The organism is Paraglaciecola aquimarina (assembly GCF_032464635.1).
GTDB classification, from domain to species: Bacteria; Pseudomonadota; Gammaproteobacteria; order Enterobacterales; family Alteromonadaceae; genus Paraglaciecola; species Paraglaciecola aquimarina.
Genome location: NZ_JAWDIO010000002.1, coordinates 1,865,881 through 1,888,043, shown reverse-complemented (window position 1 = coordinate 1,888,043; position 22,163 = coordinate 1,865,881). Strand labels below are relative to the sequence as shown.

The 22,163-nt window shown below is 42.2% G+C and carries 17 protein-coding genes and 3 pseudogenes; 5 read left to right on the top strand and 15 right to left on the bottom strand.

Going from position 1 to position 22,163, the window contains the following annotated elements:
• Nucleotides 1-207: 207 nt before the first annotated feature.
• Entirely contained in the window at nucleotides 208-1,521 is a 1,314-nt protein-coding gene (locus RS130_RS09590) for a methyl-accepting chemotaxis protein (RefSeq protein ID WP_316025777.1), read from the bottom strand.
• Between the two features lie 628 nt (nucleotides 1,522-2,149).
• Here RS130_RS09590 and RS130_RS09585 point away from each other — a divergent pair.
• On the top strand, nucleotides 2,150-2,785 hold the full coding sequence (locus tag RS130_RS09585) for a YiaD family glycine zipper/OmpA-like lipoprotein (RefSeq protein WP_316025776.1): 636 nt from the start codon (nucleotides 2,150-2,152) through the stop codon (nucleotides 2,783-2,785).
• Between the two features lie 306 nt (nucleotides 2,786-3,091).
• Here RS130_RS09585 and ureG read toward each other — a convergent pair.
• The 13 genes and pseudogenes from ureG to RS130_RS09520 all read right to left on the bottom strand — a co-directional run bounded on the left by ureG (nucleotide 3,092) and on the right by RS130_RS09520 (nucleotide 15,383).
• Nucleotides 3,092-3,705, bottom strand: a pseudogene (gene ureG / locus RS130_RS09580) (urease accessory protein UreG).
• A gap of 81 nt (nucleotides 3,706-3,786) precedes the next feature.
• Nucleotides 3,787-4,518 (bottom strand): urease accessory protein UreF, encoded by a 732-nt coding sequence (locus tag RS130_RS09575; RefSeq protein ID WP_316025775.1) that lies wholly within the window; start codon nucleotides 4,516-4,518, stop codon nucleotides 3,787-3,789.
• Nucleotides 4,472-4,954 carry an urease accessory protein UreE gene (locus tag RS130_RS09570; protein WP_316025774.1) on the bottom strand — a complete coding sequence of 161 codons (483 nt, stop codon included), beginning with the start codon at nucleotides 4,952-4,954 and terminating at the stop codon, nucleotides 4,472-4,474. The genes RS130_RS09575 and RS130_RS09570 overlap by 47 nt, the downstream gene beginning before the upstream one ends.
• A gap of 118 nt (nucleotides 4,955-5,072) precedes the next feature.
• Nucleotides 5,073-6,776 (bottom strand): urease subunit alpha, encoded by a 1,704-nt coding sequence (gene ureC, locus RS130_RS09565; RefSeq protein ID WP_316025773.1) that lies wholly within the window; start codon nucleotides 6,774-6,776, stop codon nucleotides 5,073-5,075.
• Nucleotides 6,777-6,787: 11 nt separating this feature from the next.
• Nucleotides 6,788-7,099, bottom strand: a pseudogene (locus RS130_RS09560) (urease subunit beta).
• 46 nt (nucleotides 7,100-7,145) lie between these two features.
• Nucleotides 7,146-7,448, bottom strand: a complete 303-nt coding sequence (ureA, locus tag RS130_RS09555; RefSeq protein ID WP_316025772.1) for an urease subunit gamma — start codon at nucleotides 7,446-7,448, stop codon at nucleotides 7,146-7,148.
• 75 nt (nucleotides 7,449-7,523) lie between these two features.
• Entirely contained in the window at nucleotides 7,524-8,423 is a 900-nt protein-coding gene (locus RS130_RS09550; RefSeq protein ID WP_316025771.1) for an urease accessory protein UreD, read from the bottom strand.
• A 144-nt stretch (nucleotides 8,424-8,567) separates the two neighbouring features.
• Nucleotides 8,568-9,263, bottom strand: a complete 696-nt coding sequence (gene urtE / locus RS130_RS09545; RefSeq protein ID WP_316025770.1) for an urea ABC transporter ATP-binding subunit UrtE — start codon at nucleotides 9,261-9,263, stop codon at nucleotides 8,568-8,570.
• Nucleotides 9,263-10,072: an urea ABC transporter ATP-binding protein UrtD gene (gene urtD, locus RS130_RS09540; RefSeq protein ID WP_316025769.1), complete on the bottom strand. Its 810-nt coding sequence runs from the start codon at nucleotides 10,070-10,072 to the stop codon at nucleotides 9,263-9,265. The genes urtE and urtD overlap by 1 nt, the downstream gene beginning before the upstream one ends.
• Nucleotides 10,069-11,199, bottom strand: coding sequence for an urea ABC transporter permease subunit UrtC (gene urtC / locus RS130_RS09535; RefSeq protein WP_316028017.1), 1,131 nt, complete (start codon nucleotides 11,197-11,199; stop codon nucleotides 10,069-10,071). The genes urtD and urtC overlap by 4 nt, the downstream gene beginning before the upstream one ends.
• A gap of 86 nt (nucleotides 11,200-11,285) precedes the next feature.
• Nucleotides 11,286-12,920 carry an urea ABC transporter permease subunit UrtB gene (gene urtB / locus RS130_RS09530; protein ID WP_316025768.1) on the bottom strand — a complete coding sequence of 545 codons (1,635 nt, stop codon included), beginning with the start codon at nucleotides 12,918-12,920 and terminating at the stop codon, nucleotides 11,286-11,288.
• A 149-nt stretch (nucleotides 12,921-13,069) separates the two neighbouring features.
• Complete coding sequence (gene urtA, locus RS130_RS09525) at nucleotides 13,070-14,353, bottom strand: urea ABC transporter substrate-binding protein (protein WP_316025767.1); 1,284 nt, start codon at nucleotides 14,351-14,353, stop codon at nucleotides 13,070-13,072.
• Nucleotides 14,354-14,447: 94 nt separating this feature from the next.
• Entirely contained in the window at nucleotides 14,448-15,383 is a 936-nt protein-coding gene (locus RS130_RS09520; protein WP_316025766.1) for a porin, read from the bottom strand.
• A 352-nt stretch (nucleotides 15,384-15,735) separates the two neighbouring features.
• Here RS130_RS09520 and RS130_RS09515 point away from each other — a divergent pair, with 352 nt between their 5' ends.
• The 4 genes and pseudogenes from RS130_RS09515 to RS130_RS09500 all read left to right on the top strand — a co-directional run bounded on the left by RS130_RS09515 (nucleotide 15,736) and on the right by RS130_RS09500 (nucleotide 20,534).
• On the top strand, nucleotides 15,736-16,713 hold the full coding sequence (locus tag RS130_RS09515; RefSeq protein ID WP_316025765.1) for a transposase: 978 nt from the start codon (nucleotides 15,736-15,738) through the stop codon (nucleotides 16,711-16,713).
• A 247-nt stretch (nucleotides 16,714-16,960) separates the two neighbouring features.
• Nucleotides 16,961-17,134: pseudogene (locus RS130_RS09510) on the top strand (transposase); the annotation flags it as partial.
• A 347-nt stretch (nucleotides 17,135-17,481) separates the two neighbouring features.
• Nucleotides 17,482-19,302: a DUF4153 domain-containing protein gene (locus RS130_RS09505; protein ID WP_316025764.1), complete on the top strand. Its 1,821-nt coding sequence runs from the start codon at nucleotides 17,482-17,484 to the stop codon at nucleotides 19,300-19,302.
• 260 nt (nucleotides 19,303-19,562) lie between these two features.
• Nucleotides 19,563-20,534 carry a hypothetical protein gene (locus RS130_RS09500; RefSeq protein ID WP_316025763.1) on the top strand — a complete coding sequence of 324 codons (972 nt, stop codon included), beginning with the start codon at nucleotides 19,563-19,565 and terminating at the stop codon, nucleotides 20,532-20,534.
• Nucleotides 20,535-20,785: 251 nt separating this feature from the next.
• Here RS130_RS09500 and rlmD read toward each other — a convergent pair whose 3' ends face one another.
• A complete protein-coding gene (gene rlmD, locus RS130_RS09495; RefSeq protein WP_316025762.1) occupies nucleotides 20,786-22,150 on the bottom strand; it encodes a 23S rRNA (uracil(1939)-C(5))-methyltransferase RlmD in 1,365 nt (454 codons plus the stop codon).
• Nucleotides 22,151-22,163: the final 13 nt, after the last annotated feature.

Genomic DNA, 22,163 nt, shown 5'->3' with positions numbered 1-22,163 from the left:
CCGTAATGATAAGTGGCTACTCAGCGAGAGTCTGTATGGGCTTAATCAAAGCGCTTGAATGAGTGTTGTGAATGAATAACTCATTAGAAAAAAAGAACCAGTGCTGTTTCGAGCTCGAGCCGCACAGAATAAGCGGATATCGCTTACGTTACCTCATAGACATGCCTATTGGTTCGCTTAAACGATACTTCCTATCCAGAACTCAGGTTAGTTATTTTCCAGTTGAACTTTGATTACCTCAACCACCTCTTTAGTACCAGTACTAATTTCGTTTATAGCAGCGCCTGTTTGTTCCACCAATTCCATACCCGTCTTAGAGCTTGCAACAACCGTATCCATTGACTTCACTGCTTGTGTAGTAAGGGCATTGTTATCTTTAACCACTTCTTCTATCTCTGCGGTGGACTTACTAGTACGTGCGGCAAGTTGTCGCACTTCATCTGCCACAACAGCAAAACCACGGCCTTGTTCACCCGCTCTTGCCGCCTCAATCGCCGCATTAAGCGCTAAGAGGTTGGTTTGATCGGCAATGGCAGAAATAGTATTGACAATGTTACTAATTTGCTCGGACTGGCTATTCAAAGAGTTGAGACTTTGGGCCGCTGATCCCAAACCGTCTGAAACCTGCACCATAGCCTGAATGGCCTCATTTACTATTCCTAGGCCTTTATGTGATACAACATCGGTATTCATGAGTGATTCATAGGCGACTTGACTTGCTTCGGCTGCAGATGCCACGGTGTCTGAAATATCGGTGGCAAACTTGACTACTTTCACAATTTCGCCATCCGCATTAAACACGGGATTGTATGTCGCTTCCAACCAAATTGGCTGACCATTTTTACCTAGCCGTTTGAACCGACCTGATAAAAATTGTCCTTGATTTAAGTTACTCCACATCGTCCTATACTCAAGGGAGTTGACCAGCTCTGGGGTACAAAACATCTTATGGTGCTGGCCTAGAATCTCTTGTTCGAGATAACCCGTACTTTGCAAAAAGTTGTCATTGCACTTTAGGATAATACCGTTTAGATCAAATTCTATTACAGCCATAGAACGAGACACAGAATCGACTTTACTGCTTAGCTCTCGCATATGGGTCACAGTATCTGTTACATCAGAAGCAATTTTAACCACTTTTTCGACTTTACCCCTATTGTCAAAAACAGGGCAATAACTGGCGGCCAGCCAAATAACATGACCAGAATGAGTTAAGCGTTCAAACTCACCTTTCATTGCTTTTCCTTGCTCTAATTCACGCCAAAAATCTGCATACTCGGAAGACTTAGTTAATTCAGGCTTGCAAAACATACTGTGGTGACTGCCAATGATTTGGCTTAATTGATACTCCATAGCTATTGCAAAGTTTTCATTTGCATTCAAAATGTATCCGTCAGGCGTAAATTCAATGATTGCCATTGACGTTGAGAAAGCATGCAACAATGAATCTTTAGCTTTTAGTTGTTGTTCTTTTTTTGCTAACTCACTTTCTAATTCTTTGACTTTTTTGGTAAACCACATTGTTATTTTCTCGCTATAGACGTTCGGATTTAAGAACACCTTCCTTGATGTGAAATTTAGCTGCACTTTTTAACATATTTATCCAACCAATATGACACAACTTTGGTATGACTAAATACTAGTTAGTATAAACACTAACATAGCAACTAAATGTAATCGCTGCCAAAGTTAACAGCCACATACAGCGTTAATTCAACAGCACGTTGTTGGATTGATCATTTATTAAATAGTATCGCGTAGAGCTCAGTAACCGTAAAGTCTATAGCATTGGCAACATGCCATTCATTAGGCTTAGCGTAAAAGACCGGGGGGCAACGAACATTCTTTCAGTAAATTGAAAAGCGTTTTATGTAAAGTCAGCAACCATTATTTGTGCTTACAAAAACTCGCTGACTTTCCAGTCTTAAAAGTCAGTAACTTTTACATCTATAGTCTGTAAAAAATAACAGGTCTACACTTGATGGTTATTGATAGAGGTCCGGCACCTTTAGAAAGACCTATCTAAGCTATTGATTTTAAACTATAAAAATCAAACCATAGGCATTCATATTGATTGGAACAATATCTGCTTTGAAGTAAATGAGATCCTTATTAGGAAATAATCCTTAGTAGTCAGATAGGAGAATCCATGACTTCATTTAAGAAAACAATACTATTCATCAGCTTATCAAGCTTAGTGCTCACCGGTTGTGCAAACATGAATAATACACAAAAAGGAGCCGGCATCGGCGCAGTAATTGGCGCGGTGGCGGGTAAAGGCACGGGTGACAATGACAAAAAACGCTATGTCTGGGGTGCTGCATTAGGGGCCTTAACGGGAAGTGCAATTGGCTCATATATGGATAAGCAAGAACAAGCATTTCGAGAAGAGTTGGCTGACAGTGGAGTAAAAGTGTATCGAGAAGGTGACAATATCCGCTTATCTATTCATGGGAATATTACCTTTGCCACAAATAGTGCTGAAATAGTTGCCAACTTTTATGCTGTTCTGGGTGGGGTATCAAAAGTATTAAATGAATATGAAAAGACTAAATTAAGTATTGAAGGGCACACAGACAATCAAGGTAACGAGCAATACAATCAAAAACTGTCTATTGCTAGGGCGAACAGCGTGGCTGATTATTTGTCTGCCACTCAGGTCTCCACCAATAGATTGCAAACACTCGGTTTTGGAGAGAGCAAACCCGTAGCTGATAATAATACCGCTTCAGGCAGACAAAAAAACCGCCGCGTAGAATTACAAATAATCCCGATGCAAGGATAATGTCGAGTCTGTAGATTAATCTGAGTAAAGGCCTAGAGTAGGCCTTTACCAATTGGCAGTGGGCTAATCTTTCTTTTGCTTAGCCTTTTTTGACTTAACCCAGCCGTAAGCTTTAAACACAACTAAGGCTAACAGCACATAAAAAATCACGTGATAAGCCATGTGCAATTCACCTTCACCTAGAGCATGATCAACATGAGCTAGCGCTTGTGAAGCTTAATAAAATACTGCATATAAATAATATAATTCTCATAGTAATTTCCTTTAAATATCGATAAATGGTTTTAATTTTTTCTAAAAACAACGCTATATCTTTAGCATGCCTTCGGTTTCGATAAAGTCGATTATCTCAGCCAAGCCTTGCTTGGTTTTCATATTGCTAAAAATAAAGGTTTATCCCCTCGCATTTTTTTACTGTCTCGGTCCATCACATCAAGGGATGCGCCTACTAGCTCTGCCACATCAATTTTATTGATAATGAGTAAGTCTGACTTTGTAATACCTGGGCCGCCTTTACGAGGGATTTTATCACCCGCAGAAACATCAATCACGTAGATAGTTAGATCCGATAGTTCTGGGCTAAACGTTGCGCTTAGGTTATCCCCGCCACTTTCTACCAGCACAAAATCTAAATCGGCATGACGCCCTTGTAACTCATCTATGGCAGCTAAGTTCATTGAAGCGTCTTCTCGAATGGCTGTATGAGGACAACCGCCAGTTTCTACCCCCATGATGCGATCTTGAGCAAGCGCATCATGACGCGTTAAAAACTCTGCATCTTCGCGAGTATAAATGTCATTTGTAACCACAGCCATATTGTATTTATCACGCAGGGCTAAGCATAGTTCTCGCAATAAAGCCGTTTTACCTGATCCAACGGGACCACCTACACCAATACGTAATATTTGTTTTTTCTTCATGTTTTCATTCTCTTTAATAACAATTTGGTAATTTGCCTATTAGTATTTTCACTGACCTCAACGCTCTCGTTAGCAACAATATCAAGATCTAAATAGCCGCGTATATTGACCTTCATGCCAAGCACTTGCCATGGCTAAGTGCGGTAAACTTGCCCCCACTTCATGGTCGCCAATTTGATTAGCCTTATGGACTATTTCTGGAACGCTTTCAGTTAACGAAAACAACAAGTTTTGCGCCTGAGTCTGCCCTAAAGGTACTAATTTAGTAGCGGCGGCCACTTGGTTATCAATGTAGGTCCAGCAAAATCCACTTTGCGCCGACAGTAAATCCAAGTCAAAACCATAGGCCGCAATAGCAAATGCACTGACAAAACTGAGCTCTTTTAGCTGTAATACGTTATCGTATCTAGCAGCATCAAAGCCTTCTAATTGAGTCAACAACCGCACCAGCGCCTTCCCCATCGCAAGATCAGCCATATGTAATTCAAAACTCTCGCGACTTGCAATAAGTTGTTGGTTCCAATTCGTAAATGCATCATGTTGATTATCGATCAATGCTGCATACAAACGCTTCAATATAGCTAAATCGGTGAAAACTAAAGCTTGTGATAAGTTAAGATGTATCCAACTCTCGGTGCTAACTACATCATTAACCCATGCTTTTTCGACAGCGTATTCTAGCCCTTGCGAAAACGAAAAGCCGCCTACCGGCAAGTTGGCACTACATAGTTGTAGCAGCCTATTTAATTTAAGTGGGTTGACCGGACTAATGGGAATGACCTTCTGCATGATGGCTATGAGAATGCCCTCCATGTGCATGCCCACCACTGCCATAGGCGCCATTTTCAGGTTCAAAAACAGCAGGGCTATCATCTATGGTTAACCCGTATTTTTCAGCTAACTCAGCGAGAACGTGATCAGGCTTGAAACGTAGCCACAATTCTCCCACTTGCAACACAGTATGCCGATTACCTAAGTGATAACATACCTTACTAAAGGTTAACCAATCACTAGCAGTGGCCGTATTGACCGGTTCTGCCAGGCCTTTGATCTCAATCAACTTGCCACACTCGGTTTTCAATATTTCACCCACTAGTAACGGATGGCCCCGCTCCACAAAAATCCCTATGGTAGAACCTTGGTCAGTTTGTCCTTTAATCCGCGCTTTTTTGCGAGTGTCGTGATCTAAGGTAATACTGTCATCAATTGGATCGTGAGTATGATCTAAACGTTCGTATGCTTGCAGCATGTTTTATTTCATTCCTAATTTTTTAGTTTTTATCTGTACTTTATATTTGTATTTAACTAGCTAAGACCACAGTGCAAACGATAAGGCACTGTGGCACGGCGAAAAACAAAATAGGCCCTTAAAATAATGTGTATAACTGCGCTAGTGGTAAGGACTCTGCTGGCTCACATGTTAGCAACTCACCATTTGCACGTACTTCATAGGTTTGTGCATCTACTTCAATTTTTGGCTGCCAATTATTGTGGATCATGTCGTCTTTACCAATATTGCGGGTGTTCTTACAGACCCCCACTAAGCGCGTCATGCCAATTTGGCTGGGCACACCTTTTTCAATTGAGGCTTGCGACATAAACGTCATGGAGGTGTTAGCCGCTGCACTGCCATGAGCACCAAACATTGGGCGATAATACACAGGTTGTGGCGTAGGGATAGACGCATTGGCATCCCCCATAGGCGCAGCAGCAATAAAACCACCTTTGATAATCATAGAGGGTTTAATGCCGAAAAATGCTGGCTTCCATAACACCAAGTCCGCTAGTTTACCCACTTCAATCGAGCCGACTTCATGACTAATACCATGACTAATTGCGGGATTGATGGTGTACTTGGCCACATAGCGCTTTAATCTAAAGTTATCGTTACGATCAGTATCTGGCGCTAGTGGGCCACGCTGTTGTTTCATTTTATGAGCCGTTTGCCAAGTACGAGTAATCATTTCCCCTACTCGTCCCATCGCTTGAGAATCAGAGGCGATCATGCTGATGGCACCTAAATCATGCATGATATCTTCGGCGGCAATACTTTCTTTACGAATGCGCGAATCAGCGAAGGCTACATCTTCAGGAATACTCGGATCAAGGTGATGACACACCATCAACATATCTAAATGCTCATCAATAGTGTTGACAGTATAAGGGCGAGTAGGATTGGTCGAAGATGGCAGTACATTCCCTTCTCCACAGGCTCGAATAATATCGGGTGAGTGCCCACCGCCAGCACCTTCAGTGTGGTAAGTGTGAATAGTTCGGCCTTTAAAAGCCCCTAAGGTATCTTCAACAAAGCCTGATTCGTTCAGGGTATCGGTATGAATAGCCACTTGCACGTCATAACGCTCAGCGACCGACAAACAACAATCAATAGCGGCCGGAGTTGTGCCCCAATCTTCATGCAACTTGAGTCCACAGACACCAGCTTCGATTTGCTCTTCAATGGCCTGAGGTAAACTAGCATTGCCTTTACCCAAAAAGCCAAAATTCATCGCAAAGTCATTGGTCGCTTGCAACATTTTAAAAATGTTCCAAGGTCCGGGGGTGCAAGTCGTCGCATTGGTTCCAGTCGCAGGACCAGTGCCCCCGCCAATCATTGTGGTCACGCCTGACATTAACGCTTCGTCTATTTGTTGAGGGCAAATAAAGTGGATGTGCGCGTCTATTCCACCCGCGGTCAGTATTTGTCCCTCACCAGCAATCACCTCAGTACCAGGGCCAACTTCAATATCTATATTGTCTTGAATATCTGGATTACCCGCTTTACCAATGATAGCAATGCGGCCATCCTTCACACCTACATCCGCTTTGACTATGCCCCAATGATCTAAAATTAGCGCATTAGTGATCACTAAATCTACCGTATCAAAACATGATGCTTGGCTTTGACCCATGCCATCACGGATCACTTTACCGCCACCAAACTTGACCTCTTCACCGTATTCGGTAAAGTCTTTTTCAACTTCTAGCCATAAGTCTGTATCGGCTAAACGGACACGGTCACCCACGGTTGGACCAAACATATGTGCATAAGCATGTGTATCTATCGTTGCCATAATTTTATACCTTAAGAAAGGTCTCCCTGAACATCACCGCGAAAACCAAACACCCGGCGTTTACCGGCATAGGCGACTAACGTCACAGCTCTTTCTTGACTCAGTGCTCAAAGCGCACGGCTGTACCAGAGGTAATGTCAAGTCTGAAACCTTTGCAAGGCTCACGATCAAATTTTAATGCAGGATTCACTTCGTAAAAATGATAGTGCGAACCGATTTGAATCGGTCGATCACCACTGTTGGCCACAGTAACTTGCCGCGTCTCGCGGCCAACATTTAACTCTCGTTCACCATGATCTGTTTTAATTTCATCAAGGGATCATATTGCTTCCTTAAATAATCTTAACCAATAGCCAGACACTATTCGTTCTAAACAATGGGGTTATGTACTGTGACCAATTTAGTTCCATCAGGAAATGTTGCCTCAACTTGCACTTCAGCCACCAGCTCAGCAACACCTTCCATCACCTGGTCACGGCTCAATAAAGTGCGTCCGTAATCCATCATTTCGGCCACGGTTTTACCATCTCGTGCACCTTCCATTATTTCCATAGAAATATACGCCATGGCTTCTGGATAATTAAGCTTGACCCCGCGTTTTAGTCGACGTTCAGCCAACAAAGCAGCTGTAAATAATAAAAGTTTGTCTTTTTCTCTGGGTAATAAGTCCATAGGTTCTATGCTCTTTTTTAGGGTATTTTCTACATTATACGTTTAAGCGAATTATTGACATCAGGCCGTTAGCAGTTAGGTGTGCCAGATGCGCGGCACAACTCCTTGCTTGTGCATATAATGTGGCCTCAGTAATTGCCACAATAAAATAAATATCTGTTTACACTGCTCAGCATGATGACCTAAATAGCGAATAATAATTAGCTCGGCAATATGAGTGACACTGACCTCACTTTGTAACCCCTGCTGCTGGATAGTGTCTCTAAGTTGGTCAATTAAATCAGCTTGCATCGCCGAGTTAACATGCTCTGTATTGGCATAAGCTAGCAGAGTAGCAAATACGCTGTAACCGGCTAATCCAGCCATATGCTGATGCATTTGCTGATGACCTTCAGAAGCATCTGGTCTAACATTAATTCGGTCATGATAAATTAGTTTGTTGTCGCAATACACTTGATTAAGCTGGCTAAAACGACCGATTTCAAACAACTGCCCTGCACTAGGTAAACCCAAACAAGTAATATCCCATCCCAAATAATGGCTATCGGCGGTAAGGTTGACTAGCACCTGATTTACGCCCTCAGCCCCGTTATAGACAATAGTTTCTAACGGAAAGTGCTCACACTTAGCCTTGGCCGGTAGATTCACTTGGGTAATTTGTTTTTGAATGGGGCTACCAATGTTGGCATCGTCTCGCGCCCGATAAAATCGATTGGCGCCAGGAGTGGTCACTAAAACATGGGCTTGAGGCTCTAGATCCAGATCTACATGTAGGATATCACCCGACACTATCCCCGCTGGCGGGTGCAATAAGTATATATGCGCACACTCTCGTCCTTCAGGATAAAACGCTTTTTGAATGGTCAATGGCCCAACACGTTGCGTGCGAGCCAGTTGAGTTCCATAGGGAGAATAATTAAAAGTAAGCGCTAACTTAGCTAGCCATTTCCTTTTTTCTATTTTAGTGATGGTCATAGTTATGTTGCCGCCAGACTAAAATGACCGTTGTTCCAATTTGGCCAAGCTAGCAAAATGATTTTTGTTACATGTGACTTTTGGTTCTTCACGTTATACCGTTAACTGTTATCTAGCCAATAATGATTACTCTAACAGTCTTGTTTAGACTGCCAAGTATTGGCTCACTAACTCATCGGTCAATTGTGCCATGGGACCCGATGACATAACATGCCCTTTTTCCATTAACACAAATTCTTCGCCTACAGCGCGAGCAAATGGTAGTTTTTGTTCAACTAAAACAATGGTCATGCCCTGTTCTTTGTTTAACTTTAGTAACACGTCGCGAATCAACTGCACTATATTCGGTTGGATCCCTTCATTTGGTTCATCCAGAATCAGCACTTCAGGATTCAACACCAAGGCGCGGCCTATTGCCAGTTGTTGTTGTTGCCCACCCGATAAGTCTCCACCGCGCCTATGCAGCATTTCTTTCAATACCGGAAATAATTCAAAAATATGTTCTGGAATAGTTTTACTGGTTTGGCGTTTACAGTTGAGGCTAATTTTAAGATTCTCTTCAACTGTAAGCTGTGGAAATATATGCCGACCTTGTGGCACATAGCCAATGCCCATTTCTGGGCGAGATTCCACACTGCGCTTAGCGGCCTCTGCACCGGCAATTTTTAAGCTACCGTCACTGATGGGCAATAACCCCATAATCACTTTTAGCAGCGTGGTTTTACCCACACCATTGCGGCCCATAATACAGGTACGAGAACCCTTTTTAATGTGCAAATTTAGATCCCACAATATTTGGGTGCCGCCGTATCTTTGATTAACTGAATCAAGCTCTATCATTAGCCTTGCTCCTCACCCAAGTATACTTGGATCACTTCTGGATTAGATTGAATTTCGGACATACTACCTTCGGCTAATACCGAACCTTGGTGCAACACTGTGACAGTGCGCGCAATTGAGCGAACAAAAGCCATGTCGTGTTCTACCACCACCACCGAATGCTCTCCCGCTAAAGAGGTTAGTAATTCAGCGGTGCGTTCGGTTTCTTGTCCCGTCATGCCTGCCACGGGCTCATCAACTAACAACACTCTTGGATTAGCCGCTAATAACATGCCTATTTCTAACCATTGTTTTTGCCCATGAGACAAACGCCCAGCAGGATAATTACGCTCTTTTATCAAATCAATTGTATGCAGAATTTCTGCGATACGATCATTTTGTTCACCATTTAACTTGTGGAACAACGAAGCCCAAATGCCTTTATTACCTTTTAAGCTCAACTCGATATTCTCAAATACCGACAGCTGTTCAAATACAGTCGGTTTTTGAAACTTACGGCCAATACCAGCGTTAGCAATTTCCGACTCATCTAGTTGCAATAAGTCAACCTGCTGACCAAAACTGACTTTACCAGTATCTGGGCGGATCTTGCCGGTTATCACATCCATCAAGGTGGTTTTACCGGCACCGTTGGCACCAATTAAACAACGCAATTCACCGTCGTTTATATACAAGTTCATATCATTTAAGGCTTTAAACCCATCAAAGCTCACGCTCACATCTTCAACGTACAAAATCACCCCATGGCGGGTATCGGGTTGAATATTTTCTGTGGCAGACATAGGCGAACCATGCTTATCTACAATCATGACTTCACCTCCGTAGCTTTTGCCTCTGTAGTTTCATTTTTTGAGCCTTTTAATTTCGCTATTATTCCCGGCATTAAACCGGCAATGCCTTTTGGCAATAACAAGGTGACTAATACAAACAGCCCACCTAAAGCAAACAACCAAGCTTCGGGCATAATGGCTGTAAAACGGGTTTTAGCGTAGCTCACCACTATGGCTCCAATTAGTGCACCGTATAAAGAATTACGCCCTCCAACAGCCACCCAAATGACCATTTCGATTGAATTCAAAGGCGAAAACTCACCGGGGTTAATAATACCCACTTGCGGTACATACAAAGCGCCCGCTAAGCCAGCGATCATGGCAGACACTACGTAGATCCAAACTTTATAATTATCGGGCTTGTAGCCAACAAAGCGAACTCGATTTTCAGCATCGCGGATAGCGGTAACGACTCGCCCCATTTTTGAGTTAACGATGAAATGGCAAACGATATAAGCCACAGCCAACACCAAGGCCGTAACAATGAATAAACCTAATTTAGTGCTAGGAGACTGCAGAGAAAAACCTAGTATTTCTTTGAAGTCAGTTAAGCCATTATTGCCACCAAAGCCCATTTCGTTGCGGAAAAAAGCCAACATCAAGGCATAAGTCACCGCTTGGGTCATGATCGATAAATACACGCCACTTACGCGAGAACGAAAGGCCAGCATACCAAATACATAAGCGAGCAAACCTGGGCCAATAAACACCATGGCAATCATCCATAAAACACTATCAGAGCCCGCCCAATACCAAGGCATTTCAGTCCAGTTTAAGAACACCATAAAATCAGGTAAATCTGGATTACCGTATACGCCTCGGTCACCAATTTGACGCATCAAGTACATGCCCATGGCATAACCACCTAAAGTGAAAAATGCGCCGTGGCCTAGACTCAAAATACCGCAATACCCCCACACTAGGTCAACTGCTAACGCTAAAAGTGCATAACACAAGTACTTACCAAACAAACTTACCGTGTAATCGCTGACATGTAACAGTGAGCCTTCTGCAAACAACAAGTTACATACGCTGACATAAAAGGTCGCCAGCAATAGCACACCTATCACCACATGTAAGTTTTTTAAGCCAGTCACTTTGGCCATTAAGCCAGTTGATGCTTGTGACGAAGCGGGGCTATCTTGCGATAATGGAGTTTCTATTTTTGTTGAAGATTCTGTTGATGAAGTCATTAGTCTGTCGACCTCCCTTTTTGTGGAAACAGCCCTTTGGGACGTTTTTGAATAAATAACACTAAGCCAACCAACACAATAATATTAGCCAACACCGAACCTGTAATAGGCTCTAAGAACTTATTGATAGAACCCAAGGACATAGCGGCCACTAACGTTCCCCACAAATTACCGACACCACCAAACACTACAACTAAGAAAGAGTCGATAATATAGGCCTGACCTAAGTTTGGTCCCACGTTAGTTAATTGGCTAAGCACCACACCAGCCACACCTGCAATGCCCGACCCTAAGCCAAAGGTGATGGCGTCGACCCAATCACTTTTGATACTTAATGCTCTGGCCATATCGCGGTTTTGCGATACGGCACGTACGTGTAAGCCTAAAGATGACTTTTTCAAAATAAGTAGCAGCGCAAAAAACACCATTAACGAGAATATAATGATATACAAACGACTGTAGGTGAGTGAAAACACAGGATTAATTTGCAGTGACCCACTCATCCATTCTGGCGACGACACCTGACGATTAAGGGGAGAAAATATGGTTCTAACCAATTGTTGTAGAATCAAGCTAATACCAAATGTAGCGAGCAGGGTTTCCAATGGGCGACCTTTTAAGAAACGAATCACGCAACGTTCAATTATGATACCCACCGAACCCGACACCAAAAATGCCAGTGGTATCGCAATAAACAGTGAATATTCAATCAAGTGAGGAAAAATTAACTGCACAACATAAGTGGTATAAGCGCCTAACATGATCATTTCACCGTGAGCCATGTTAATTACGCCCATCACCCCAAAGGTAATGGCCAGCCCGATTGCAGCTAGCAATAACACTGAGCCCAAACTTAAACCAAAGAAGATATTTTCAACTACCCCATAAAAGCTACGCTTGCTGTCTATTTTGTCGATAGCGTCTTGCAGACTTCTGGCTAAAGCCATGTCTTGTTCGGTCTTTGGCTTATTCGGTAGCGCTGCGAGTTGTGTCACCAGCATATTATTAACAGCAGGCTCTAAACTGTTTTTTAACCCTTTAATTGCCGCCATTTTTTGCTCATGATTACCGGTTTTTAGCAACTGCACATCTACAATAGTTTGCATAAGTTGGGCAACATCTTGGTCTTTTTCGTCGCCTATCAATGATTGAATAGTACTAATAGCACTTTCGTTAGGCTTATCAATAAGTTGCTGCAGTGCTGCAATACGCACTTGAGGGTTTGCATCTGTAAGGTCTAACTTAGCTAACAGGCTTCTTATTTGCCCGCGCAATCGGTTATTGGTTCTAATCTTTCTGATGGCACTTTTACTGCTGGCCGAATATTCAACTGTTCCTAATACATCAGTTAAATCGTATTGTTTTTGCTCATTTAATTGAGCTCTGACTATGGCCTTATTCGCTTTGACATAATAAAGCTCTCCGTCCAATAGGTATTGTAATAAAACTCGTGTATTAGCACTTTGTGTATTAGCAATTTTTTCTACTAGTGGTGCCATTTTAGATAATTTAGTAGTAGGTAATTGTGCTGCCAACTCAGACAATGACGAACTAGTCACAGTTTGCGATGCATTGTCTTCAGCTGAAGCTTGGAAACACAACAAACTGAATAACACCATGAACGTTCTTAACATTGTGTTTTCCTCTTTCTATACAACATAATTTTAATCTTGCGCTTAGGGTTTACGCCTTAAACAAATAAGACTGTGAAACTATGGGTGGGGTAATCTGTTCCCCCGTGTAAAGGGGGAACCATTTTCAAAGACTCGCTTCTAGTCCTAGGTTAGAAGTTTTGACCTGAACATTTAGCCGTTTTGACGTCAAAGTTTCCGCATGAAACTGGCGCTGTCCAATCAGAAATTAAGTTCTGAGAGCTAGGTAAAAAGTCAGACCAAGCATCACCAATCACTGTGTCTGGGGTTTCCCAAACAACTTCAAACTGCCCGTCTTCTTGGATTTCGCCAATCAGTACTGGCTTAGACAAATGGTGGTTAGCGTTCATCACAGCAATTCCGCCAGTTAAGTTAGGTACTGCTACACCAATCATAGCCTGCTCAACCTCGTCAACTGAAGTACTCCCCGCTTTTTCAACTGCTTTAGCCCACATTTCAAAACCAATATAGGTAGCTTCCATAGGGTCATTTGTGACGCGCTTGTCGTCGCCAATGTATGCTTTCCAGTTTGCAATAAACTCATCGTTGGCATCTGACTCAACACTTTGGAAGTAATTCGAGGCCGCTAAATGACCCACAAGCGGTTTAGTATCAAAACCAGAGAGTTCTTCTTCACCTACCGAGAACGCGACAACAGGAATGTCTTCAGCAGAAATACCTTGGTTACCTAGTTCTTTGTAGAAAGGAATGTTGGCGTCACCGTTGATAGTTGACACCACTGCCGTTTTCTTACCTGCAGAACCAAACTTCTTGATGTCTGAAACGATACCTTGCCAGTCTGAATGACCGAACGGTGTATAGTTAATCATAATGTCTTCGGCTTTCACCCCTTTTGACAACAGGTATGCTTCTAGAATTTTGTTAGTTGTACGAGGATAAACATAGTCGGTACCAGCAAGAACCCAACGAGTTGCGCCAATGTCATTCATCAAATAATCAACCGCAGGGATCGCTTGTTGGTTTGGTGCAGCACCGGTGTAGAATACGTTTTTAGATGACTCTTCACCTTCATATTGTACGGGGTAAAACATTAAGCCATTAAGCTCTTCTAGCACTGGCAGTGCAGACTTACGCGATACCGATGTCCAGCAACCAAAAATAACGTCAACTTTATCTTTCGCTAAAAGTTCACGAGTTTTTTCTGCAAACAATGGCCAATTTGACGCAGGGTCAACCACTACCGCTTCCAGCTTCTTACCTAGCAGCCCACCTTTTTTATTTTGTTCTTCAATCATCATTAACACTGTATCTTTCAGCGTAGTTTCACTGATAGCCATAGTGCCCGATAAAGAATGTAAAACACCTACTTTGATGGTGTCTGCAGCCATAGATACTTGTGCGACTAAACTACTTGCGATAATTGAACTCGCTAAAATAAGTTTTTTAAATTTCATAATTAGTTTCCTATTGATTGGGTCTTAATTTGCAAGAGCGTGTGAGCCACGCTCGTTCATTAGAATTTTTTTCGATTACACAGCTGTGAATTAATTAAAAAGTTACTAATGCTTCAATCGCAATAGAGTCTGAATCCATCCCGCCTATATCATCTGAATCCATACGGTATTCAAACACCATTAGTAGGTTGCTATTGACTGTGTAACTTGGCGAAATAGTGATAGCACTCATATCTTCAAACGTATTACCAGTTGCGTCATCAATTGAGTAATCGTGATATCTAAGAGTGAGACCTAGCCCATTGGCAAAACCATAGTTAGCCATTAGTAGGTAACCATCGGCTTCACTACCCGCACCTGCGGTATCTTCGGAGGAGTTGTACTCTGCGGCTAGTGTTAAGCTATCTTTTGAATATGCGGCCCAAGTGTTCAACATTTTGGTATCGCCATCTACCGAGTAAAACCCTTTAACAGTAAAGTTTTCGGTAGGCATAAACGCCACCATAGTTTCCACGCCTGGATGCTCAGAATCGGTTGATTGAGGTCCAGCTAGATCATTCACAACAGAAACAGCAACCGCAAATTTATCGCTACTGTATAAAGCTGATACCCCTTGTTGATAATAGCCATAGAAGTATTGTGCGTAACCGGTGCCAGAATACTGAAACAAACCAGTTGGCTCCTCAGTTTCCCAGCCTGAATAACTTAGAAAACGACCCGCTTTAATGCTTAGATTGTCTGATACTGCATAGCTAATAAAAGCCTGCTCAACATTCGCACCATCATTAGAGTTCTTATATTCAACATCTACGGTAGCCGTTAGTTTATTACCGAAATCGTAGCCAAGATTCACCTCAACTTGGTCAACCCCTGAATTGTGTGTAGATGCTCCACCGTCTGTATCGACTGCCAGATAAGACATGTCAATGAAACCACCTACTGAAAGTTTGTCATCTGCTTGTACTGCAGTAGTACTTAACGCAAGCATTAAAGTAGCTGCTACAGGTGTTAGTTTTGTAAATTGTTTCATGTTTTATTTACCCAATTATTAGAAGAATTTATTAACGAGTGCGGCTACTTGTTTCTGTAACTCTGTTTTATTAGCCTTTTACAGCGGGGATAAGTATGAATTTATTGGGCAATAACTAATATTCGTAAAAGCACGCAACTGACTACGCAAAATTGCGTAGTTTTGGGATTTGAGGTGCTATGCACATTGAGATTATGCGCTTCACTTACTAAAAGCGTTCACTCCGTTCACCAAGAAAGATCAGGACACCCATAGAAAGATCAGGACACCCATCACAATTTGATAAATCGTAGATTTATACTAGGCTATCGTTAAGCGGTTGTGCTTGTGTTTATTCATTTTCGGAGGCGTTATGACTCAGAAAAGAGCCAGTTTAATCAGTTTATCAGATACCCCATTTTATCATTGTGTTTCCCGTTGTGTGCGCCGTTCATTTTTGTGTGGCGTTGACCATTATTCAGGGCAAAATTATGAGCACAGGCGGGCTTGGGTAGAGGAGCGCTTGTTGTTTTTGTCTTCGGTGTTTGCCATTGATATTTGTGCTTATGCGGTGATGAGCAATCACGTACATGTGGTGTTGCATGTGGATGTAGACAAAGCGCTAAATTGGTCGAATAAACAGGTATTAGCGCTGTGGCATACGCTCTATAAGGGGACGTTGTTGACCCAGAGGTTTATGCGAGATGATGAGCTAACAAAAAGTGAAATGCATACTCTTGCAGACACCATTGCGGTTTATCGCCAGCGTTTGCACGACATCAGTTGGCTCATGCGCAATCTCAACGAGCACATCGCCCGAGAAGCCAACAAAGAGGACGAGTGCACTGGCAGGTTCTGGGAAGGGCGGTTTAAATCACAAGCTCTGTTAGATAACAGAGCTTTACTAGCCTGCATGGCCTATGTGGATTTAAATCCCATTCGCACAAAAATAGCGACAACCCCTGAAAACTCCCATCACACCAGCATTCAAAAACGCATTCACGCGTTGAAAACTAACCAACACCCACCCCACACGCTGTTGCCATTTGTGGGTAACCCTAGGCAAAACATGCCCAAAGGCATTTCATTCTCATTAAAAGATTACTGCGAACTAGTGGATATAACAGGCCGTGTCATTCGCGAAGATAAACAAGGTCATATCGCCACCACCCAACCAGCAATATTACAAAGATTGGGGCTATCAGATGCACAATGGCTCACCCTTACCACAGAGTTCGAACAACACTTTTGTTATGCCGTTGGCTCAGAGCACATGATGCGACAATTTGCTGAGCATACCCATCACCGGCAAATACAGGGCATTAGCAACGCGAGAGCCTTATTGGCTTAATCAAAAATTCTGTCAACGTACATCCCATCCCCGTACAGCGGGGATTGAGCATACCTACCATTCAGTAAAAACAGTGGTTTTTTCACTTTTTACACATCAAAACTCAAGCAACCTAGAAATGTATAAAGGTAAGAATAAGCCAAGCAGTTCAATTGCCTATCTGCGAACGTTAACTAGAAATTATGGGTGTCCTAATTAATGCTATTGCCTATCTGCGAATGTTAACTAGAAATTATGGGTGTCCTAAGCAATGTTACAAAGATTGGGATTATCAGACGCACAATGGCTCACCCTTACCACAGAGTTCGAACAACACTTTTGCTATGCCGTTGGCTCAGAGCACATGATGCGACAATTTGCTGAGCATACCCATCACCGGCAAATACAGGGCATTAGCAACGCGAGAGCCTTATTGGCTTAATCAAAAATTCTGTCAACGCACATTCCATCCCCGTATAACGGCGATTGAGCATACCTACCATTCAGTAAAAACAGTGGTTTTTTCACTTTTTACACATCAAAACTCAAGCAACCTAGAAATGTATAAAGGTAAGAATAAGCCAAGCAGTTCAATTGCCTATCTGCGAACGTTAACTAGAAATTATGGGTGTCCTAATTAATGCTTATTTATGCTAAAGTTATGGGTGTCCTTAGTAATGCTCTATGCTATGGGTGTCCTAAATAATGGTTTCATGTGTCATTCTTGTTTTTTACATTTTACTGAAATGACACAGAATTTTGAACACGACCCCGATAAAGGGCAAATAAATGTCTAAGGCTTTTTTAGATTTACCTGAAGCGGATAATATGACGAATAGTGGATCAGTAGCGCAGATGTCAAAAGCAAATGAAGACTTGCAAATTCCTCGTTTATACATTGCCATTACGGCTTTGATACAGGGTATTACCTTAGCCTATTTATATCAAAGTGTTGAGCAACAAGTGTGGCCGGGTACAAATTTAACTTGGTTAATCGCTTTAGTAACCTTTTTTATTGGTTTTCCTAGTTTGTTTTTATTGATTGCTAGTCGACACGACTACCAAGGTATTATTAAAGGCTTATTGCCCTTTAGCGTATTGATATCTGCATTGGGCGCTTATATTGGCGATCAACAAAGTGCTTTTCCCGATCTAGATAGCACATTATTTGTATTCACTCTTGCTAGTTTGATTGCCTGTTTTAAAGCCATTATGTACATCAAGTTAATAGTCAACAAACAAGCTATACATTATGAATCACTATTTTTAGCCTCTTGGCGAAATGCCGTTATTTTTATAGTGACAGTGATATTTACTTCAGTCTTTTTTGGCATATTACATTTAGGCGCCGCCCTATTTGATTTATTGGGCATTGAGCTATTTACTTTGTTATTGCGAGAAGAATGGTTTTGGCTGCCATCGCTGACTTTCGCGGCGGCTTTTTCCATACATATTTTTCGTAAAATTGGCTACTTAGCTGACAACATTTCTACCATTTTACAAACCTTACTAAAGTTTCTATTACCGCTACTTATTTTTATATCTATTGGCTTTTTACTGACCTTGCCTTTTACTGGATTAGACAATCTTTGGAAAACCAGATCCGGTAGCTTTTTACTCCTATGGTTAATTACCCTCAGCTTGTTTTTTGTGAATGCCATTTATCATAAAGGTAATGATAATAAACCTTACCATTTTGTCCTGCACCGATTTATTTTAGTGGGCGTCGCAATATTGCCAGTATATTCTGCTATTTCTTTGTATGGAATATTATCGCGGGTGGCACAGTACGGTTTTACCCCTGATCGCCTTTGGGCCTTGAGTGTGTGGTTTATTTTAAGCTGTTTTGTGCTGGGTTACTTGTTCGGCATTATCAGATTACGAGATAATTGGCTGATAATTCAAAGTAAAGTGAATGTGGTGATGGGGCTAGTGGTGCTGGCTTTTGTACTGCTTGTTAATTCTCCAGTTTTGAATTTTAAGGCCATATCCAGCTACAGCCAAATGGCTAGGTATTATAACGGTGATGTATCTATAGAAGACTTAGATCTTCGCTATTTTAGCCGAGAGCTAGGCAAGCCTGGTTATATCGCTATGCAGCAACTGAAAAGTGAAATAACCGATGCACATCCAGAAATAGTGGCAAACATCGACAAGCAATATCGGTATGTTCAGCAGAGTATACACAGAAAGCACAATAAGAATATTGGCAAACACACTGCAGATATAACCGCAACTTATTGGCCCAATGAACAGGCATTTGATCGCGATTTAATTACTTACTTAGCAGATGATGAAAATTACAACAGTAATCGAGTAAGTGAAGAGTTCCGCCTCGCCATAGATTTGAATCAAGACAATAAGGCGGAGATGTTAACTATTATTGACAGAGGAGGGTATTTCCAAGGCCGTATTTGGACCAAAACCGATACAGGCTGGAATAGCAAAATGATCAGACTACATGTGCCTAAAAATCGAAATTTTCAATACAGTTTAGACAATACTGAAATACAACTTATCGAGCCTCCTTATAAAATCCTCAACCTGAATGGTATTAGAATAGATGTAAATGACATAAATGCGGAAATTCCACAAACAGAACATCCTTAAGCCATCTGACTTTTAGTCGTACTTTTTAATCATTCAATTTAAGACTAATAGAATAGCTAGCTATATTGTCGTAGGGGACTCGCATAATATCTCTGCTATTTTCAATTTGTCGTACTAAATTAACGCCGCTTTAGGGTGCATTTTATTGCCACGTCGTGGCTAACTTCAGCCTTATACTCTGCATCAACTAGAGCTGCTAGGCTGATCTCTAATGGTGCAAGAATTGCTTTAGCAATAACAACCCCCAAAGGAATGCCAGCATGCTTCATGCAATTAACTTAACAGAACGAAGCCTCGAACGACTTCACAGACGTAATGTATCAGATGCGGAAATCATCGACTTTCAACAATTGCTTAACGATGCACGAGCTGAAATGGCAGATACCGGTAAATCATCGAAACAAGTGTTAATGGCAATGGATTCCACTGAACTATCCCTATTGCAACGGGCAAATTCTTTAGCCCAGAACATTAATGCCAACGAGTTGAGTGAAGAAGGTGCCACTAACCTACTTAAACAACCAGATTTTTCTGATCGAGTGGATATCAACAATGACGGTATCGTCGAAGTGGGGATAGCTCGAACCCTAGTTTTTCCGCCCGTCAACGCTCCCCCATTTGTAAAACAAGCATGGAATAAAGCCAGTGAAGGTATGCAAGAAACAGATCTTATGACATTGCAATTACACATGCATCTTGTCGTTTTTGGTGTACAAATCGAAGGTATACCAACTAAAACGCCACTTGCGCCAGAACAGCAATGGAGTGCTGACGGTATTCAGACATTATTGTCAGATTTGTACGGTGCCCTTGAATTTGCTGTAAATATGGATGGCTGGACCGACACCCATAAAATGGAGAAAGAAGTTTATAGCCGTTTTGAGCAAGCTCTAGAAAATACATCACCTTCAGGCTCCTTTTATCGCACCACACAAAGTAATCAGCAAGCCACAGAAAAGCACGTATCAACCGAAAATATCGACAAGCAAACTAGTTACGAAACGTTAATGCAGCTGGTCTTGGATGCGAGAATCGGCTTAGATCGTACAAAACTTAAAGAAATTGACGAAAAAATCCAAGCCTTAGAAAGTGATACTAGCCTTGACCCGGCAACCAAAAAAGACATGCTTCAACAACTAGAAAAACAAAAGCAAAATGTATTAGACGAAGCGCAAAAACGGATAGAGCATGAACAGAAGCTACGCGCCCTGCAACAGCAATTAATGCAATAAGCGCACCTTCAAAAAACGTCGCCAGTCGACCAATTTAGCGCAAGCCTTCATTAACAGGGGCCTGTGTATGTGCTTTTAAAACTCGCTCACGAAAAGGTCCTAACAGACTTTTCTCTGCGCTCTGAGGATTTAAAAGGGAACAACTATTCCTGTACACCTAAGCCTTGTTCAAAAACCACTGCCGGCATTTTGAGGAATCACTTATCAATATGGGTTGGCGTTATATCAAGCCGTTTTAACAGTCTCGGCTTTTATCGAGAGAACAACAACATTGTTTCCAAATGAGCTGTCTGTGGAAACATATCCATCATCGCGACACGCTTAACTTTATAGCGCTTTTCAAGTAGATATTCTGCGTCGCGAGCCAAGGTCGCAGCATCACAAGAAACATATAGAATTTGCTTGGGTTTGAGTTTGACTAGGCTTGGTAAAAATTCGATGGCCCCTGCTCTTGGCGGGTCAAGCAACACCTTTGTTACGCCATATGAGGTAATATCTTTATTGGTCGCTTGCGTTAAATCGGCGGCAACAAACGACAAGTTACTTAAATGATTGGTTTGCGCATTTGACTGGCCAGCCTTAACCATACTCTCTTGCACTTCCACCCCCACAACCTGCTTGGCTCGTTTAGCTAAGGGTAACGAAAAATTACCTACTCCACAAAATAAGTCGAGAATAACGTCATCTTGGCTAGGGGCCAGCCACTGCATGGCTTGCTCGACCATTTTTGCGTTCATAGCGGCGTTAACCTGAATAAAATCTTGTGGATGATAACGTAAAGCAAAATCGTCGACTTGATACTGCCTTCTGGCCACTTGACTAACATTGGCTCGGTTTTCACCACTAAATTGCCAATACAATTCCACGTTTTGCATTTCAGCCCAAGCGCTCCATTTGGTGCGTATTCCTTGCTCAACATTTCCCGTTAAGCGAAACAATACCGATACGCCTTTGTCGTCTTCTAGCAACTCAACATGCCCCAATTTAGCGGCAATACAGCCAAGAACAGCATCCTCGAGCAACACTGATTTTAGTGCGACAAATGTCTGTTGTAGTGGCTCAGTTAACACAATGCAGTTATCAATAGAAACGATTTGCTGAGTGCCATTGCCACGAAATCCCAACAGCAGTTGCTCATCCACTACGCGTATAGCAAGCCGCGCTCGTCTTCGATAACCCATAGCCGAATCTGCGAGTAACATAATATCATCAGTTGAACACACTTTTCGTAACTGGCCTTGTAACCAAATTTTCTTGGATTCTCTTTGTTGTTCAACAGTTAAGTGTTGAAAACTGCATCCCCCACACTCCGCATAGTGAGAACAGGCAGGTGTAACCCGATGAACACTTGGCTGCTCAATATCAACCAACTTAGCTTCATCAAAACGACGATTGGACTTAACAACTTGAGCTGTTACCTTTTCTCCGGGGAGGGCTCCGGCTATAAAGGTAACCTTTCCATCTGCCCGAGCAACCCCTTTACCTTCATGGGTTAGTCCCTCAACCCTAAAATATCGAATCGGCCCCATTGGTTGAGAAGGGTGTTTCCCACGATTTTTTCTATGTGAGCGGGGGGATGATGCTGCTTTATTAGAAGTAAAAAAACGCTTTCTCAAAAAAGAACTCAAT

Bases quoted from the DNA above. Each gene is read 5' to 3' on its own strand.
- RS130_RS09590 (WP_316025777.1), bottom strand. From the start codon at position 1,521: ATGTGGTTTACCAAAAAAGTCAAAGAATTAGAAAGTGAGTTAGCAAAA.
- RS130_RS09585 (WP_316025776.1), top strand. From the start codon at position 2,150: ATGACTTCATTTAAGAAAACAATACTATTCATCAGCTTATCAAGCTTA.
- RS130_RS09575 (WP_316025775.1), bottom strand. From the start codon at position 4,518: ATGGAGGGCATTCTCATAGCCATCATGCAGAAGGTCATTCCCATTAGT.
- RS130_RS09570 (WP_316025774.1), bottom strand. From the start codon at position 4,954: ATGCTGCAAGCATACGAACGTTTAGATCATACTCACGATCCAATTGAT.
- ureC (WP_316025773.1), bottom strand. From the start codon at position 6,776: ATGGCAACGATAGATACACATGCTTATGCACATATGTTTGGTCCAACC.
- ureA (WP_316025772.1), bottom strand. From the start codon at position 7,448: ATGGACTTATTACCCAGAGAAAAAGACAAACTTTTATTATTTACAGCT.
- RS130_RS09550 (WP_316025771.1), bottom strand. From the start codon at position 8,423: ATGACCATCACTAAAATAGAAAAAAGGAAATGGCTAGCTAAGTTAGCG.
- urtE (WP_316025770.1), bottom strand. From the start codon at position 9,263: ATGATAGAGCTTGATTCAGTTAATCAAAGATACGGCGGCACCCAAATA.
- urtD (WP_316025769.1), bottom strand. From the start codon at position 10,072: ATGATTGTAGATAAGCATGGTTCGCCTATGTCTGCCACAGAAAATATT.
- urtC (WP_316028017.1), bottom strand. From the start codon at position 11,199: ATGGCCAAAGTGACTGGCTTAAAAAACTTACATGTGGTGATAGGTGTG.
- urtB (WP_316025768.1), bottom strand. From the start codon at position 12,920: ATGTTAAGAACGTTCATGGTGTTATTCAGTTTGTTGTGTTTCCAAGCT.
- urtA (WP_316025767.1), bottom strand. From the start codon at position 14,353: ATGAAATTTAAAAAACTTATTTTAGCGAGTTCAATTATCGCAAGTAGT.
- RS130_RS09520 (WP_316025766.1), bottom strand. From the start codon at position 15,383: ATGAAACAATTTACAAAACTAACACCTGTAGCAGCTACTTTAATGCTT.
- RS130_RS09515 (WP_316025765.1), top strand. From the start codon at position 15,736: ATGACTCAGAAAAGAGCCAGTTTAATCAGTTTATCAGATACCCCATTT.
- RS130_RS09505 (WP_316025764.1), top strand. From the start codon at position 17,482: ATGTCTAAGGCTTTTTTAGATTTACCTGAAGCGGATAATATGACGAAT.
- RS130_RS09500 (WP_316025763.1), top strand. From the start codon at position 19,563: ATGCTTCATGCAATTAACTTAACAGAACGAAGCCTCGAACGACTTCAC.